General features: G+C 41.7%; 11 protein-coding genes. 6 read left to right on the top strand and 5 right to left on the bottom strand.

Annotation, left to right across the window (positions count from 1 at the left end; translation table 11 throughout):
* The first annotated feature begins 84 nt into the window (after positions 1-84).
* From AAEY87_RS02375 to scpC, 6 genes are all read left to right on the top strand, one after another.
* On the top strand, positions 85-849 hold the full coding sequence (locus AAEY87_RS02375) for an SDR family oxidoreductase (RefSeq protein ID WP_228138917.1): 765 nt from the start codon (positions 85-87) through the stop codon (positions 847-849).
* A 527-nt stretch (positions 850-1,376) separates the two neighbouring features.
* Positions 1,377-3,638: a primary-amine oxidase gene (gene tynA, locus AAEY87_RS02370; protein WP_350655970.1), complete on the top strand. Its 2,262-nt coding sequence runs from the start codon at positions 1,377-1,379 to the stop codon at positions 3,636-3,638.
* 163 nt (positions 3,639-3,801) lie between these two features.
* The gene (locus AAEY87_RS02365; protein ID WP_350655789.1) at positions 3,802-5,226 is read left to right on the top strand and encodes an aldehyde dehydrogenase family protein; all 1,425 of its coding nucleotides are present in this window, start codon (positions 3,802-3,804) and stop codon (positions 5,224-5,226) included.
* Between the two features lie 244 nt (positions 5,227-5,470).
* Complete coding sequence (locus AAEY87_RS02360) at positions 5,471-6,508, top strand: histone deacetylase family protein (RefSeq protein ID WP_350655787.1); 1,038 nt, start codon at positions 5,471-5,473, stop codon at positions 6,506-6,508.
* A gap of 230 nt (positions 6,509-6,738) precedes the next feature.
* Entirely contained in the window at positions 6,739-7,161 is a 423-nt protein-coding gene (locus AAEY87_RS02355; RefSeq protein ID WP_350655786.1) for a tetratricopeptide repeat protein, read from the top strand.
* A 215-nt stretch (positions 7,162-7,376) separates the two neighbouring features.
* Entirely contained in the window at positions 7,377-8,921 is a 1,545-nt protein-coding gene (gene scpC / locus AAEY87_RS02350; RefSeq protein ID WP_350655785.1) for a succinyl-CoA:acetate CoA-transferase ScpC, read from the top strand.
* Between the two features lie 379 nt (positions 8,922-9,300).
* Here the strand turns inward: scpC and yihG are convergent, their stop codons facing one another.
* The 5 genes from yihG to hsdR form a co-directional block, all read right to left on the bottom strand.
* A complete protein-coding gene (gene yihG, locus AAEY87_RS02345; protein ID WP_068035042.1) occupies positions 9,301-10,242 on the bottom strand; it encodes a 1-acylglycerol-3-phosphate O-acyltransferase, YihG family in 942 nt (313 codons plus the stop codon).
* Between the two features lie 213 nt (positions 10,243-10,455).
* On the bottom strand, positions 10,456-11,544 hold the full coding sequence (locus AAEY87_RS02340; protein ID WP_350655784.1) for a WG repeat-containing protein: 1,089 nt from the start codon (positions 11,542-11,544) through the stop codon (positions 10,456-10,458).
* A gap of 32 nt (positions 11,545-11,576) precedes the next feature.
* On the bottom strand, positions 11,577-13,328 hold the full coding sequence (locus AAEY87_RS02335; protein WP_350655783.1) for a restriction endonuclease subunit S: 1,752 nt from the start codon (positions 13,326-13,328) through the stop codon (positions 11,577-11,579).
* Positions 13,329-13,531: 203 nt separating this feature from the next.
* Complete coding sequence (locus AAEY87_RS02330) at positions 13,532-14,806, bottom strand: type I restriction-modification system subunit M (protein WP_502945440.1); 1,275 nt, start codon at positions 14,804-14,806, stop codon at positions 13,532-13,534.
* A 168-nt stretch (positions 14,807-14,974) separates the two neighbouring features.
* Entirely contained in the window at positions 14,975-17,401 is a 2,427-nt protein-coding gene (gene hsdR, locus AAEY87_RS02325; protein ID WP_350655969.1) for an EcoAI/FtnUII family type I restriction enzme subunit R, read from the bottom strand.
* Positions 17,402-17,468 lie beyond the last annotated feature (67 nt).

Here is a 17,468-nt window from a genome sequence, read left to right as displayed (position 1 = left end):
TGCTGCTCAAATTTTTGGAGATGGTATTGAGTTTCGCAGAGATGATAAAAATTTAAAAATAATATATTTAAAATATAAGGAATAATGATGAAAGATTTATTTGATTTAACCGGTAAGATTGCTTTAGTTACTGGTGCCAGCCGCGGTATTGGTGAGTCTATCGCTCGTCTATTGGCATCTAGAGGCGCACATGTGATTGTCTCTAGCCGTAAGATTGATGCTTGCCAAGCGGTAGCCGATAGCATCGTCGCTGATGGTCACAAAGCCAGTGCCTTTGCCTGTCATGTGGGCGAGATGGAGCAGATTGATGCGATCTTTGAGCATATCAAAAGCGAATTTGGTCAAATTGATATCTTAGTGAATAACGCCGCAGCAAACCCTTACTATGGGCATATCTTAGATACAGATTTGGCAGCTTTTGATAAAACCGTAGAGGTCAATATTCGCGGTTATTTCTTTATGTCGACAGCGGCGGGAAAAATGATGCGCGAGCAGGGCGGCGGGGTGATTTTAAATACTGCGTCGGTTAATGGCTTGGTCGCGGGTGATAAGCAAGGCATCTATTCAATCACCAAAGCTGCAGTTATTAGCATGACCAAAGCCTTTGCCAAAGAATGTGGCCCATTGAATATTCGCGTCAATGCATTATTGCCGGGTCTAACCGATACTAAGTTTGCCTCAGCATTGACTACCAATGATAAAGTCTTAAAAATGGCACTACATGCGATTCCACTAGGGCGCGTAGCTGACCCTGACGAGATGGCAGGTACGGTATTGTACCTAGTGTCTGATGCGTCAAGTTATACGACAGGCGCGACGGTTGTTGTCGATGGCGGTATGCTTGCTTAGTAATGAATGATTGTTTTTAAAAATACAGGCAGTAATTAAAGTAGAGAAACCGTGTGATGCTAATATCATGCGGTTTTTTTGTATTTGCTTTCTGCTATAAGCTCATATTATCTACACTAAAAAATAAATTCACTTTGAAGTATATTTAATAAAAATAAAAAAATAGAAGGGTCGTTGTCGTGTAATATAACTATTGTGATAGTAAATGATGGCTGTATCAAAAGTGATATATAGTCAATCTTTTATAAAAGAACTACAGCGTTAACCTTGCTTGAAGTATTACATATACATCTGCACTCGGTTTCCTTGATCCTCTTTTAAATTGAATCGTCTATAGAGTATGTACTACGTTTTTTACTATCTATCTGTCACAACCAAGCACGAAATGGAATTCATCACAGAGTTAGCATACGCTATCTCTACGCCTCAATACGATAAGGAAATCGTCTATGATACATTCTCATATCACTATTTATAATAAGCAAAAATCCAATAATAAAATTAACCAAAAGTCCACTACTAGTAGGATGCTGAAGTCAACTCTTACCGCCTTAGTGGCTAGTCTAACGCTTGTATATAGCGCGCAGACATTTGCTCATGGCAGCAAAGTAAATATGGTTCCGATAGAAGAAGCGATGACCACAGCAGGGGCAGATGTCAAATACGATAGCTACGCTAATATGTATACCATTACCAAGAATTCCACACGGGTACAAATCAAACCCAATAGCAAAAAAGCCATGGTTAACGGGAAGTCTCTTGCAATTACGAGTCCCCTAGTCATGAAAGATGGTCAAGCTTTAGTGCCTGATTCGTTAGCAAATGAGATTTTGCAATCAGGTTTAGATCAGACTTTTAAGATAGAGCAAAGCCCGCATCCACTCAATGTTTTAAGTAGTAAGGAGATTGAGCAAACGTTGGCTATTATTAAGAAAGCCAAACCTACCGAGACTAATTTACGGTTTTCTGATATACGCTTAAAACAACCTGATAAAGATGCAGTATGGCGTAATGTCACTGAAAACAAGCCTTACCAGGGTGATCGAGTGGCAACTTTTAGTATTTTGAAAGGCAATACGGTCATTGAAGGCGAGGCAAATTTGAATAAAAATTCCTTGATCAGTTGGAATGCGATAGAAAATACCTTTGGTATGGTGCTGGTAGATGATTTTTTTGCCATACAAGATATTATTCAAAACAGCCCTGAATATAAAGTGGCGCTAAAAAAACACGGTATCGATGATGTGACTAAGGTTGTCGGAACCCCGCTGACCGTTGGATATTTTGGTGATCAGGACAATTTGGATCAGCAGCTGCGCGTCCTCAAAATAGTCTCTTATCTAGATGTGGGCGATGGCAATTATTGGGCGCATCCCATCGAAAATTTGGTAGCAGTTGTTGATCTAGATAAGCAAAAAATTATTAAAATTGAAGAGGGCAGTGTTATTCCGGTACCGATGACTCCGCGCCCGATTGATGGTCGTGATAAAAAAGTCGTCAATAGCAAGCCGTTGAATATTATTGAACCAGAAGGAAAGAATTATACCATCACTGGCCGAGACGTTGAGTGGAACAATTGGAAGTTTCATATTGGTTTAGATAGTCGTACTGGCTTGCAACTCAGTACCGTTACCTTTAACGATAAAGGTGTTGATCGCAAAATCATGTATCAAGGCAATTTAGGCGGTATGGTTGTTCCTTATGGTGATCCTGATATGGGTTGGTACTTTAAATCTTATCTAGATGCCGGTGAATACGGCATGGGAACTTTAACTTCTCCGCTAGAAAAAAATATCGACGCACCAGAAAATGCTGTACTCCTTGACGCTGTTCTTCCAGATTATCAAGGCAAACCTTATACCATTCCGAATGCTATCGCAGTATTTGAGCGTTATGCAGGCCCTGAGTTTAAGCATCAAGAAATGGGACAAAAGAACGTCAGTACTGAGCGCCGTGAGCTGGTAGTACGCTGGATAAGTACAATAGGCAACTATGATTATATTTTTGACTGGGTATTTCAGCCAAACGGAACGATTGGTATTGACGCTGGAGCCACTGGTATCGAGGCCGTCAAAGGTGTCCTTGCAAAAACCATGCATGATCCGACGGCTAAAGAAGACACTCGCTTTGGTACGTTGATTGATCATAATATCGTCGGCACAACTCATCAGCATATCTATAATTTCCGCTTGGATATGGATGTCGATGGCGAAACTAATCATATTAAACGCATAGATCCAGTTGTAGCTGACAATACACGAGGCGGCCCGCGTACCAGTACCATGGAGACTCGCGAAACTACAGTGGTGACAGAGATGGCAGCCAAAGAAAATTTTGATCCCGCTTCTGTGCGTCTAATCAGTAATGCTAGCAAAGAGAACCGTATGGGAAATCCGGTATCTTATCAAATGATTCCGTTTGCAGGCGGCACTCATCCTATTGCAAAAGGAGCCAACTTTGCAGATGATGAGTGGATATACAATCGTCTTAATTTTATGGATAAGCAGATTTGGGTGACCAATTATGATGCAAATGAGTTATATCCAGAAGGCAAATACCCTAATCGCTCTAACAAAGATACAGGCTTAGGGCAGTTTACGAAAAACAATGAAAACATCCACAATAAAGATTTGGTAGTGTGGCTAACGACAGGTACAACCCATATTGCACGAGCTGAGGAATGGCCTATCATGCCGACAGAATGGGTAAATGTCCTATTGAAGCCATGGAATTTCTTTGACGAGACACCTTCGTTAAACATGAATCAGAGTGAAAGCGAGAGCAAATAAGCATCTGTAAAATATGAGATTATTAATGTGGCAGTTATATTGTCGCACTAATATCAATTATTGCTGATCAGACTGACGCTCTAGCTCATTTGATTTTATGGCTCGGTTTCAGTATTTTCATTTAATCCTATAGGTAATAATCCTAATAATAAGAGTTAAGAAAATGAGAGAATTTAATCTAATTATCAACGGTAATAGCGTTGGCACTGCTGACTATTTTGATGTTATCAATCCAGCTGACAAATCTATCATTGCTCGCTGTCCAAAAGCGAGTGTCGAGCAGTTGAATGATGCAGTAGCTGCTGCTAAAGCAGCGTTCCCTGCTTGGTCGGCATTGACTTATGAGCAGCGCCGAGACCAGTTAATGCAGCTTGCTGATGCTGTCGAAGACCATGGTGAGGAGCTGATGACGCTACTGACCAAAGAGCAAGGTAAGCCTACTAAAGGCTTTGCTGATCTAGGCGCAGGCTTTGAGTTGGGCGGTACATTGGCTTGGATACGTGCTACAGCCAGCATGGATTTAGAATCAGAAACCATTCAGGATAATGATATAGCGCGTATAGAACTGCATCGCAAGCCGCTTGGGGTTGTAGGTTCGATTACTCCGTGGAATTACCCATTATTGATAGGTATTTGGCACATTATTCCTGCTCTCTTGACAGGTAATACGGTCGTCATGAAACCCTCCGAGATGACTCCATTGACCGTATTGCGTTTTGGTGAAATCGCCAAAGATATTTTGCCAGATGGTGTCTTGAATGTAGTAACTGGTGAAGGTGATATTGGTGCGGCGATGACCTCACACAAAGATATTCAAAAAATCGTATTTACAGGCTCAACGCCCACTGGCAAAGCCATTATGAAAAGTGCAGCTGACAATCTAACCCGCTTAACGTTAGAGCTTGGTGGTAATGATGCTGGTATTGTCTTAGCGGATGCCGATATTGCAGCTTGTGCGCCAAAGATATTTGCAACCTCTTTTATTAATAATGGACAAACTTGTGCTGCGTTAAAACGGCTTTATGTCCATGAGTCGGTGCATGACGAGCTTTGTGAAGCACTAACTAACATGGCCAAAAGCATGAAAACCGGCAATGGCTTCGATGAAGATACAGACTTTGGACCACTACAGAATCAAAAACAGCTAGATATCGTCAAAGCACTTGCCGAAGATGCGAAAGATCGGGGTGCGAATTTCTTATGCGGTGGCGAAGTCACTGATGAGAGTGGGTATTTTTACCCTATTACGCTTATGAGCAACATTAACGATGGCGCAAGGTTAGTCGATGAAGAGCAGTTTGGGCCTATTTTACCTATTATTAAATTTAGCGATGTGGAAGAAGCAATTGCTAGCGCAAATCGTTTGCAAGTTGGACTAGGTGGTTCGGTCTGGTCGCAAGATATTAAAGAGGCGCAAAGTATTGCTTCTCGTTTAGAGTGCGGTACGGTCTGGATAAATAACCATGCTATGGTTCAGCCTGATGCCCCATTTGGCGGTGTGAAAGATTCAGGGTTTGGGGTGGAGTTTGGAGAAGCGGGCCTAAAAGAATTCACCTTTATTCAAACCGTACAAATTTTTAAGTCTTAATACCTGCTGTTATTTATAGAAAGATTTATTAAAGAGTCTGTGATGCAAGAAAGACTGCAACGCAGACTCTTTATTCACATCTGATAACTGGTTATATCATTTGACTCTGACTAGGCACTGGCATATATTCAATGGTTGCTATCAGCAAGTATTGTACGTTTGACTATGGTTTTGAGCCGTATTCAAAGCTGCAATAGTTGCATTATAGAAAATGGAATGCGCCACAACCAATGGAGTGTACAGAGTGAAAATATATAGTCATGAAAACCTAAGTCTGCATAGACCACTGCCTTACTTTTCTTATGGAAAGATGCATGAGCCGTTAGAGATACCGGAGCGTATGGTTGAGATGCTAAAAGCACCAGCGGCATTAGGGCTAAAGGTTACGAATGCTAAAGAAATCGGAATCGGGCCTATCTTAGCGGTACACGACTTTGGTTATGTTGAGTTTTTAAAGCATGGCTATGACGAATGGATGGCGGTAGATGAGGACCTAGGAGCGCAAGTACAGACGGGGATTTTTGTGCCGTATGATAATCCTGGACTGGGCATCATGGCAAAGGCGGCAAAATATCAGGCGGATGATAGCGCGCCAATCAGTGAGCATTCGTGGACATCAATCTATTGGTCAGCGCAAACGGCGCTTAATGCTGCTGAAGCACTACTCAACGATGATAGTGGCGACAGCGATGTACAGCTCTGCTTTTCACGACCTCCTGGTCATCATGCACGCAAGAGCGCAGCAGGTGGATTTTGTTATCTAAACAACGCTGCCATCATCGCTGAACATTTAAGGAAAAAATACGCAAAAATAGCGATCATAGATACGGATATGCATCATGGTCAAGGTATCCAAGAGATATTCTACGACCGTAAAGATGTCCTTTATACCTCGGTACACGGTGACCCTGTTAATTTTTATCCTGCTGTTACCGGTCATAAATTTGAGAAAGGTGAGGGCGAAGGTTATGGCTATAACGTCAACTTCCCAATGCCGCATGGGACTGATGAAGAAGGGTTTTTTGATTACGTCGACCAATCAATCGAGACCATGAAGACATTTGATGCTGATGTCATCGTCCATGTCTTAGGTTTCGATGTCTATCAAGATGATCCAGAAGCAAGATGTAAAGTCAGCACAGAAGGCTTTGAGGTATTAGCGCAAAAGATGAAGGCGTTAAATAAACCTTTGATTGTGCTGGTAGAGGGTGGCTATTACATCCAAAAACTCAATGATAACTTGCAGGCATTCCTATCAGGATTGATAGAAGAAAATAGTTAAATAGGTATTTGATAGATAGTTATTTAATCGAAAAATTGACTTAAAAATGAAAAGGACACGATATCAGTTATCGTGTCCTTTAATGTACTATTTAAGCTGTAACCTACACACTAGTTGTACTTTCTACGATACAAATGCTAAGCACCCGTCATAACTCTTATCCAGTACGCCAATTTAAGCTATAATCATCAGCAATTTTCCAATTCAGTCGCATAAAAAGGCCACGAGTAATGATTAATACCAAAATATATAAATCCATTTATGTTTTAGCTGAAAAGCTATTAGAAGCTGATAGTAAAAACGATCAAAAAACATTTGATTTGCTTTATGGGCAGCTAAAAGATCTTTGCATTGAAAATGAAAAGAGTGATAAAGACCACCCAGAGCAGTGGGAGACACTTGCTGACTTCACTGAGGATTTGGATGCAGCGCTAGTCATTTATGAGAAAGCGCTGAAAAAAGCCACGGCAATTAATTCAAAAGATCACATGTCATCGATTGCTTTTTCTATGGCGGTACTACAAATTGAATTGGGTCAAAAGGACGCTGCTATCAACAGTCTACAAAATGCCAAAGTCAGTGCCAATAAAATTGAAGATAAAGAGTTTAAAGTCGAGATAGACGAGCTACTTGCCACATTATTAGCAGAATAAATTTAACAAGCATTGATTCATTATAAGCTGCATTGGTTCTATCAAATTGAATATACTTAGGCTCATCTACTTGCCTTTTGTAGAAAAATTGTCCAAAATGCTGCAACGAAATCGTATTAACGGATTCGTTGCAAGTTTACCTCATTGTAGTGTTCGTTTTAGTATTCATTGTATTGAGGTCTGATTTTAATAGGGAAGTTAATAGGAAGAATGTTATGGGTTCAATTAACCACGAAGAGCGCGTTCAACATGAAGGCTTGCGTGAAAAGATCATGTCTGCTGAACAAGCAGCTTCATTTGTACAAAACGGAATGACGCTTGGTGTTGCAGGGTTTACGGGTGCAGGCTACCCAAAATTCGTACCAACGGCTATCGCTAATCGTGCTAAAGATGCTCACGCTCGTGGCGAAAAATTCGGCATCGGTATGTTAACGGGTGCGTCAACCGCTCATGATTGTGATGGTGTGTTGGCAGAAGCCAACTGTATTAATTTCCGTGCGCCATTCCAATCTGATCCTGCCATGCGTAACCACATCAATGCTGGTAACACTCACTACGTTGATATGCACTTATCACACTTTGAGCAGCAAGTTCGTTTTGGCTTCTATGGCGATATGGATATTGCATTGATTGAAGCGACTGGCATCACGCCAGAAGGTAAAATCATTCCTTCAATGGGTATTGGTACCAATAACCAGTGGCTCAAAACTGCCAAAAAAGTCATCATCGAAGTCAACTCGCGTCAAAGTATGATGTTAGAGGGCATGCATGATATCCCAGCAGACCTCGGTGAGCCGCCGTTCCGTCAGCCTATTCCTATTGTCAAACCAGATGACCGCATCGGTACGCCGTACCTAGAGTGTGATCTCGATAAGATCATCGGTATCGTTATGACCGATGCACCAGATCGTAATAGCAAGTTTGCTGATCCAGATGATAACTCTAAAACGATTGCTTCACAGATCATTGAATTCTTAGATCATGAAGTCAAAAAAGGCCGTTTGCCAAAAAACCTATTACCACTACAGTCTGGTGTGGGTAACGTTGCAAACGCAGTATTAATGGGTCTACAAGATAGCCCGTTTGATGATTTGATGGGGTACACCGAAGTCTTGCAGGACGGTATGCTTGATCTGGTACTTAGCGGCAAAATGAAGTCAGCGTCGGCAACGGCATTGTCGTTTAGCCCAGATGCGCTACAGCGTTTCAATGATAACATCGAGTTTTTGAGTGACAAACTCGTCCTACGCCCGCAAGAATTCACCAACCATCCAGAGGTTATCCGTCGTCTTGGTATTATCGCTATGAATGCGATGATCGAAGCCGATATTTACGGTAACGTCAACTCAACCCATATTATGGGTACCAAAATGATGAACGGTATTGGTGGTTCAGGCGACTTCACTCGTAACTCACATTTCTCGTTCTTTGTCAGCCCATCAACAGCGAAAGGTGGGGCTATTTCTACTATCGTGCCGATGGTATCGCATCACGACCACTCTGAGCATGATGTGATGTTCTTGGTGACTGAGCAAGGATTCGCAGATTTGCGTGGTAAGTCGCCGCGTCAACGCGCCAAGCTTATCATCGATAACTGTGCGCACCCAGACTATCGCCCAATGCTACAAGACTACTATGACCGTGCTGCTAAGGCCAGTGGCCTACAAACGCCGCATCTCTTAAATGAAGCATTGTCATGGCATCAGCGTTTTGTTGAGACGGGCGATATGCGCATAAATAAGATGCGTTTAGCTGTATAGGCGACTCGTAGCAGTAACACAAAACCAGTAATACATTAGTCATAAAACAGTATTAACGCCTCTTATCTGTCATCAGGTAAGAGGCGTTTTTTTATATCTAAAAATAGCTTCTAAACTGCTAGTCTTCAAACTGCTATAGTCAGTTCACAATAAAAGAGATACGTTCAAAACAGCGTTCTGCTGGTATAAACTTTCCTCGCTTGCTGTACGCTTTGCACCCCAGAGGCTTCGAAAAATTTATCCCAGCAGCCCTATGCTATTTTTGAATTGAACCTACTATATGATACGTTCTACGCACTGGTATTTATGTCAGTGGTGCTTGAAAAGCTGTCATCAGATAAGAGGCTTTTTCTTATGTTCAAAATTAGCTTTCAGGCTCCTATTCTTCAAAATCAGCTAACATCTTGGTGATGCGCTCATCTTTTTGTCGCCATATCTGCTCAACCCAGTCGAACATTCTCGCTTTGACGGCAGCATCATCTTCATAACCGCCATTTTGAACAGCCACAGACAAACCATCCGGTATGTCAATATAGCGGACATCGACGCCTAAGCGCTTGATATTGCCTTTCCACAAGTCACTATAGCTCGGTACGCCATCAGGATAGACAATCGTCATATCCAATATGCCGTCTACCTCTGCACCCAAGGCGTTGATAGCCAGCGCCAAACCGCCTGCTCGTGGCTTGAGCAGATGCGTGTAGGGCGACTGCTGCTTGTCGCGTTTGACAGGTGTAAAACGCGTTCCTTCTAGATAATTGAGCAAGGTGAAAGGCTTGTCTTTGAGCAGTGCGCAGGCCCGTTGTGCTTCTTTAAGATCTTGACCCTTTAAGGCAGGGTTTTTGGCAATATCAGCTCTAGAATGCCGACGCATCATAGGAAAGTCTAAAAAGTAAAAGGTTTGACCCACGATAGGAATGTATATCAATTCAAACTTGGTAAAAAAGCGCGTCAAAGGCAAGCGATCTTGGCTAATATACTGGACAATACTGGTGTCAACCCATGATTGATGATTGCTAATCAGTAGATATTTGCCGTCTGTATACACGTCATCAGGTAGGCTAATTCGCCAGTCCTTTTGCGGTAAGACCATGTCAATCACAGCGTTATTACTATTAATCCAATGATTGGCGATTTTAATCACAGCCTTGTCAGCGATAGCTGCGCCAGTAATCATTTTGGTCGCACCCATAAGCCACACAGGGATGCTACCAGCAAAGCTATTTCCTACAATGACGCCCGTAGCCGTTGCTAGTGATACTGCTTTGGCAAGTTTGGGCTTACGGTCGTGCATTTTTTGAAAAACTGATGCCAAGCGCATGTTAAATCCCTTCTGTTTGTCTATTATTAATTGTTATTAGCGTTATGGCGTAATTTTAGCAGATATAAATATTTGTGCACCAATAGTGGTGTGACTGGTCATTACATATAACGAATATATCAGTAGAAGGTGAATTGGGGCATAACAACCATAGACCTTATAATCTTATAAAGGCATAAAGCGAGGGATTGCTCGAGGACACGCTCTAAAAAATCACTGTGCAATTTCTTCTTCTATTGCAGAGCAATCAATCGTTTCGCCTAAGAGGTCGGCACATACTTCACTTGCATTGTAATCTGCATCCACATCATTGTCAGCGCTCTCAGAACAAGAAACATCTTTCCCTGATTTGTTGATACAGGCAATTTTGCCATTACTCGTTGGTACTTGTGCTAGCTCACTGTCGAAGAAGTCGAAATAGTTGGCTCCCATATAATTGTCTTGGTTACGTTTAACATTACTTTCTAAGTACTGAAAAGGGATGACGATGTTGTTGGCACTGTCAATAAAGCCCCATTTATCACCTTGACGTACACCAGCTAAGCCGCCACCGAAAGGACGAACAGCATCATAAATGAAGGGCACAATGACGTGACCTGAGGTATTTATATAACCCCATTTGTTGCCTTTTTTGACACCAGTGAAACCCTGAAAAAACCCGTATGGTCTTACAACGCTTTTATTCACGTCGTTATACTCAGGGGCAATTACTTGCTTACCATTCTTATCGATAAAGCCCCATTTACCAGCGTTTGCCACTCCAGTGCTTAATAGGACAGGTGCTCTGCCTTCTTTCAACGTACCGATGAATTGGTAGTTATTGTCGAAGGCTAGGATAGTGTTGTTTTGCTTATCGATAATGCCATAACGACCGTCTTTTCTGACGACTACGTGACCTTCATACATAGCATTTGACCATGTTTCGTCATAATCGTTATTAGCATCTATCAAATTGTCGTAAATGGTTGGTACGACCAGCTGACCATCGATGTTCATGTAGCCAACTTTGTCGTCTTTTAAAACGGCAAATATGCCATCTTCCCACGTCCATTCATAGTCATCGACCTTATCGTAACCTTCTAAATAAATGGTTTTTTGGTTTTCTTGATTGATAATGCTAGTAGGTTTACCTTTTTCGAAAACAACACAATATGATCTATTCGAAACACAGCTTTCATAATCCTGATGGTTCTCAGTCACGATGTATTCTTCATCATGGTCGTTTGCATGAGCCTGCATTGAAAATGCGACTAGGACAAAGGTAATCGTTAAGGTCGCTCGTTTGGTTAATGAAGATGTCATCTGGTACCCTAGTCTAATGGATTAACTAAAACTTACGCCAACGCTCTATCAACCAACGCATCGGTAAGCTGAACTTGCGTCTCTTGAGACTGCTTTAGCTTTGCTTTTAGCTGATCGCAAATAGCCATTATCTCATCAAGTTTGGCAACGATTTTCTGTTGTTCGGCTAAAGGTGGTAAAGCTATATTTAAGGCTCTGACCTGATTTCTAGAGACGTTTTTCATAGAACTGCTAGTACCTCCCGCTACCTCTGAATAATACTGACGAGAATAATTACTATTATTCACTAAGTTTATATACTCGCTAAATACATATTTAGTAAAATCAAAACGAATGATTTTGTCACTCATCATTAGTTTCTCTGGTGTGTTTTTTGGAACAACTACAGAACGTGCTACTAAATCAGCCGTATTAGCCCTAGAAATAAGAAAGTCACCAGCTTTCACTTCATACTGAGGTTTTGGCTGTAGATAGTTTGGCAAAGCTTTATTTTCATCAGGCTGATACTTACCCCAAGTTACAGCACTTACCTTAAGTACACCCCAATTGTCTCCTTCTTTTGGCGTAGGATCACATTTGGGACTCCAACCAGCCTCCGAGCTTAAGGATAAACTATCTATTTGACACCATTCCCATCCTTTTGGTAGCTCAAAGAGTTTTTCCTCATCACTAATTGGTTGTAATGGTTTTTCTTTCTTAATCTTTTTATCTTTTATAAGTTGCTCTTTTTCCTCTGCAATCTTTTCTAGCAATACCCAAGCAGGCTCATCATTTGGATCTTGTGGAACTAACTTACCCATTACCGCCAGTTGCAACACAGTTTGCTTTAAGGCTTCTATACTTTGCTCAGTGGTAAACAGGCTATCGAAATGCTCAGCAATTCTCGCCCAGTTTTGCGCTAATTCATCAGAGTCAGTGCTATCTGTCAACGTGGCTAATAATACCTCTACAAGCGTCGCGTGAGCGTCGATACTGGCTTCAGTCTGCTGCTCCAGCTGATCACATAACAGCATGAGCTCATCAACTTTAGCGACGATACGCTGTTGTTCTAAAAGTGGTGGTACGGAAACTATAAAGGGATTAATATTAGTAGCTGTCACTTGAGGTTGTGCGCTTCCTGTTACTATTTGAGATTTATCAGCTGCTGAGATCGAATAGTAATAGAATTTCTGACTTAAATATTTCCAGTTGTTCTCTAAAACAAGAGTATTACTTGTTATAAAACATCTTGGTGGAGAAAGATTTGCTTTACCACTATAAGCACCACGACATGAGACTAAAAGTTGTGGTTTCTCATAATTATATATCTTATATTTTCCTATGATCCCATTCGCACCAAAAACATCATAGCCACTTTCAGTTAGCTTTGAAATAGGCAGCCCTTTGCCATAAACGACATTAAATAAATTTGCAATTCTAGTCCAAACCCAACCTTCTGGAAGCTCGTAGAGCTCTTCGCTATTAGTAACTTCTTTCAATGGTTTTTTATTGTTTTTAATCTCACCATCTTCTAATAACTTAGCCTTTTCAACAGCTATTCTCTCTAATAAAACAGATGCAGGCTCATCATTAGCATCCTGCGGCACCAGCTTGCCACGCACTGCTAACTCCAAGATCAACTCACGTAATTTAGTAATACCGTATAGCTCATACTTTTTGCTGCTACCACGCCCACTAGTAGATTTAGCCAATATAGCATTGGTCCAGATATCGATATGCTCAGTAATTAATTGCTCTGGTTTGCTTATGTCTTTACTCATCTCTAAGCTCGTCTTTACATTCATAACTAGTTGCCCTGTGTCGTGTGATCAGACAGCGCAGCGCCCAGTACTTCTTTTAGTTGGCTACGTAACGTATCGATACTCTGTTGTTGTTTGGCATAGTCAGAGAGTAGTTTATTAGGGTCATAATCAATGACTTCACCTTGGTAAGGGTTGGAGATATCGAGGTTGTAGTTACGTTCGATGACCTCTTCAATACTGACCCTCTAAGCGTGATCGTTTTCGACACGACTGGCAAAGCCGTCAGACTCATCACCCCACCAGTCAATCTCTGTTTGAAACTCTTCAAACTTCATTGGTTTGGTTTTGCTGTAGTTTTTGACGCCTTCAGGATAAGGATGCTCATAAAACCAAATATCTTTGGTTGGTTGACCTTTGGTAAAGAAGAGAATATTGGTCTTAATACTGGTATAAGGGTTAAACACACCGTTTGGCAAGCGCACGATAGTATGCAGATTACATTCTTCCGTCAGCATTTTCTTTAGCTTGGTTTTTACCCCTTCACCAAACAAGGTGCCATCAGGTAATACAACAGCGGCGCGACCTTTATCTGCCAGAACCTCGACGATTAACTGTAAGAACAAATCTGCCGTTTCCCGTGTTTGGAATTCAGCAGGGAAGTTCTTTTCTATACCGTGCTCTTCAGTGCCGCCAAAAGGTGGGTTGGTTACGATGACATTAATATCACTGTCCCAGCTCGCTAGCGGCTTATTTAGGGTGTTATCGTGGCGTATTTGTACAGGTACTTCGATACCATGCAGCATCATATTGGTCGTACAGAGCAAATGCGGCAGTTGTTTTTTTTCAACACCCAAAATTTGTTTTTGTAATATTTGATGGTCTTCAGCAGTTTCGACATAGTTGTTTTTGACATGATCAAATGAGCAGGCCAAAAACCCACCTGTACCACAAGCTGGATCCATGACGCGCTCACCCAGCTTTGGATCTACACGGTCAACGATGAAGCGTGTCACAGCACGAGGCGTGTAAAACTCACCTGCATTGCCTGCACTTTGTAAATCACGCAGCAGTTGCTCATAAATATCACCAAACAAATGGCGCTCATCTGAACGATTGAAGTCCACTTCGTTGAGTTTATTAATCACTTGGCGTAGCAGCGTGCCATTTTTCATATAGTTGTAGGCATCGCTCAAACCTTGACGCACCACAAAGCCACGTGGGTTGGTATCTACTGGTGCGGTAAGGTCTTTTAGATCTTTAAATAGATGATCGTTGACGAACTCAAGCAGCTCGTCGCCTGTTATCCCTTCAGCATCTGCTGCCCAATTACGCCAGAGATATTTTTCAGGAATAGGGGCTTTATAGTTGTCTTGTTCGAACTCAAGCGCTTCTTCTTGTGCATCAAATATCTTGAGAAACAATAACCAAGACAGCTGACTTAAACGCTGGGCATCACCATCGACACCAGCATCTTGACGCATGATATCTTGAATAGATTTGATAACGGAACTGATCGACATAAAGGATCTCTTTTAGATAGTTTTAATAGATGGCTTTGATAGATAGTTTTTATGAGTAAATTTGATAAATAGCTGTGATAAATAATCGTGAATTTTTCACCATAAAATAAGCCTCGATATGAGGCTTAAATAATTAAGTGGTTATACGTAAGTTTTTAAGATTTATACCTAAGCTTGCTGCGGTGGCAATAGATAGATTTCGGCTTCAAGCTCACTGATGGCTTGCTGGTATTCTTGCTTACTACCGAAACCTTTTTTGACTATCTCCATTGGACTACCAAGCTCATCAAGGGGGCGCACCTTTAACACATTTAAGCTTTCAATCTCCTCTACTCCAGCGTCAGCGTACTTATCGAGCAGGGCGCTCAGCACCTTTTGTGCGGTCTCAGAGTACTTAGTAAAGTAATTGCGCTTTTTGACTTGGTTGGCACGCTCACGACGGGTAAGCGCTGGCTGGTCATAAACCACGTGACAAATTAGATCAAAGGGATCCATATCTTGACCAATCTCTTGTTTTAATGCTTCCCAAATAATACCAGCTTCAGCCATCTCATCGATGATCGTCTGCTTGCGTTCAGTATCGTTCCAGCGTTTTATAAACTCATCTAAGCTTGCAAATTGTTTGGTGCAGGTTTTACGAGTGTAGTCCTGAAAAGACTCCGTGACCAGCTTGCCGTCGACGTCATAATACTGCACACGCTTAGCGATGATTTGCACTGAGACATTATTTACATGATACTTTTTAGCAGGTTCGTGAACACCTGTATCGATTGGTCCGGTTTCAAAAGCAGCCGTTTCAGAGTTTCCATCTGTAAAGTCGCCGTCAAGACGATTATCTGCACCCGTATTATCCATATTGTCGTCTGGATTGCCATTTATTATTTCGTCTATCTCGTCAATTTCATTAATGATCTGCTGTGACGTCAAAGTTTTTACACGCTCAGGAGTACCATCAAAGCGCTCATCGGCAAACAGCTCGGTGGCTTTTTTGAAATCGAGAATGGTAAACCAAAGCTTGCCATACTTGTCATTGATACGAGTGCCACGGCCAATGACTTGCTTAAACTTAGTCATCGATTTGATGTTTTGATCAAGCACGATGAGTTTACAAGTTTGCGCGTCTACGCCAGTGGTCATAAGCTCTGAGGTAGTAGCTATGACAGGATAGGGTTTTTTGGGATTAATGAAGTTATCCAGCTGCGCTTTACCCAGCTCATCATCACCAGTGATTTTCATCACATACTTATCATTCTTGGCGACTTGCTTCGGGTTACAATTGATCAAGGCACGGCGCATGCGTTCGGCGTGGTCGATATCATTACAGAACACAATGGTCTTAGCCATTGGGTCGGTTTGCTCAAGATAGCTGGTAATTGTTTTGGCGACCAGCTCTGTACGATCATCAATCACCAAGGTACGATCAAAGTCTTTTTGATTATAGATACGATCATCAATCATCTCACCATATTTGTCCAATTGACCACTAACTGGTCGCCAGCCTAGTAGGTCAATATCCAAATCAACGCGGACGACTTTATAAGGTGCCAAAAAACCGTCTTCAATACCTTGCTTTAAAGTATAGACATAAAGAGGATTACCAAAATAATCAGAGTTTGATACTTCTTCGGTTTCTTTAGGGGTTGCGGTTAAGCCTACTTGGGTCGCACTATTGAAGTACTCTAGAATCTCACGCCATGCACTGTCTTCAGCAGCGCTGCCTCGATGGCACTCATCAATGACAATGAGATCAAAGAAGTCAGGGGCAACTTGTTTAAAGGCTTTTTGATGCTCTTCTGGACCAGTTAGTGCTTGATATAGGCCAAGGTGAATCTCAAAAGCTGGGTCAACGGTACGACCTTCTATTTTGGTCATAGCAGTGCCAAAAGGCTGAAAGTCATTTATCCGAGTTTGATCGACCAAAATATTACGATCTGCTAAAAATAAAATGCGTTTTTTGCTTCTCGCTTTCCAGAGACGCCAAATAATTTGGAAGGCAGTATAGGTCTTGCCGGTACCTGTCGCCATCACTAATAATATACGGTCTTGTCCAGCTGAAATAGCCTCAATGGTTTTATTAATGGCTTGCAGCTGATAATAACGCGGTATCTTACCACTACCATCATCATGATAGTCTTGAGTGATGATGGGGAGCTGCGCCTGCGTATAGCCCTTCCATTGGCAATATTTAGCCCATAGTGTAGCTGGCGTAGGGAAATCTGCAAGAGTGATTTCAGTTTCTAGTTGATTAAGATTGGTTTTGTCATGAAAGATAAAGCCATTGCCATTGGTTGAAAACACAAAAGGCACTTCTAACAGCCCAGCATAATCAAGTGCTTGCTGCATTCCCTTACCCATAGCATGTTTGTTTGCCTTAGCTTCAATGACAGCAAGGGGGAGATTAGGCTTATGATACAGAACAATATCAACAGATTTTACGGTTTTACGCACAGCCATTTGCCCACGGACGATTACTTTACCATCCCGTAACTTCACTTCTTCACGAATTTGGGTCATGTCATCCCAACCTGAACTTTTAATTGCAGGCAGAATGAATTTACTAATGATATCAGTTTCAGATAGTTTGGATTTATCGATACTATTGTTAATATTGCTATTCATACTATCTATAACATAACCCATAGTGATGGCGTCCTATACAGCT

This window comes from Psychrobacter sp. S1-30-MNA-CIBAN-0213, from assembly GCF_040309845.1.
GTDB lineage: Bacteria > Pseudomonadota > Gammaproteobacteria > Pseudomonadales > Moraxellaceae > Psychrobacter.
The sequence above is the reverse complement of the archived record's forward strand: the minus strand, read 5'-3'. Positions and strand labels throughout refer to the sequence as shown.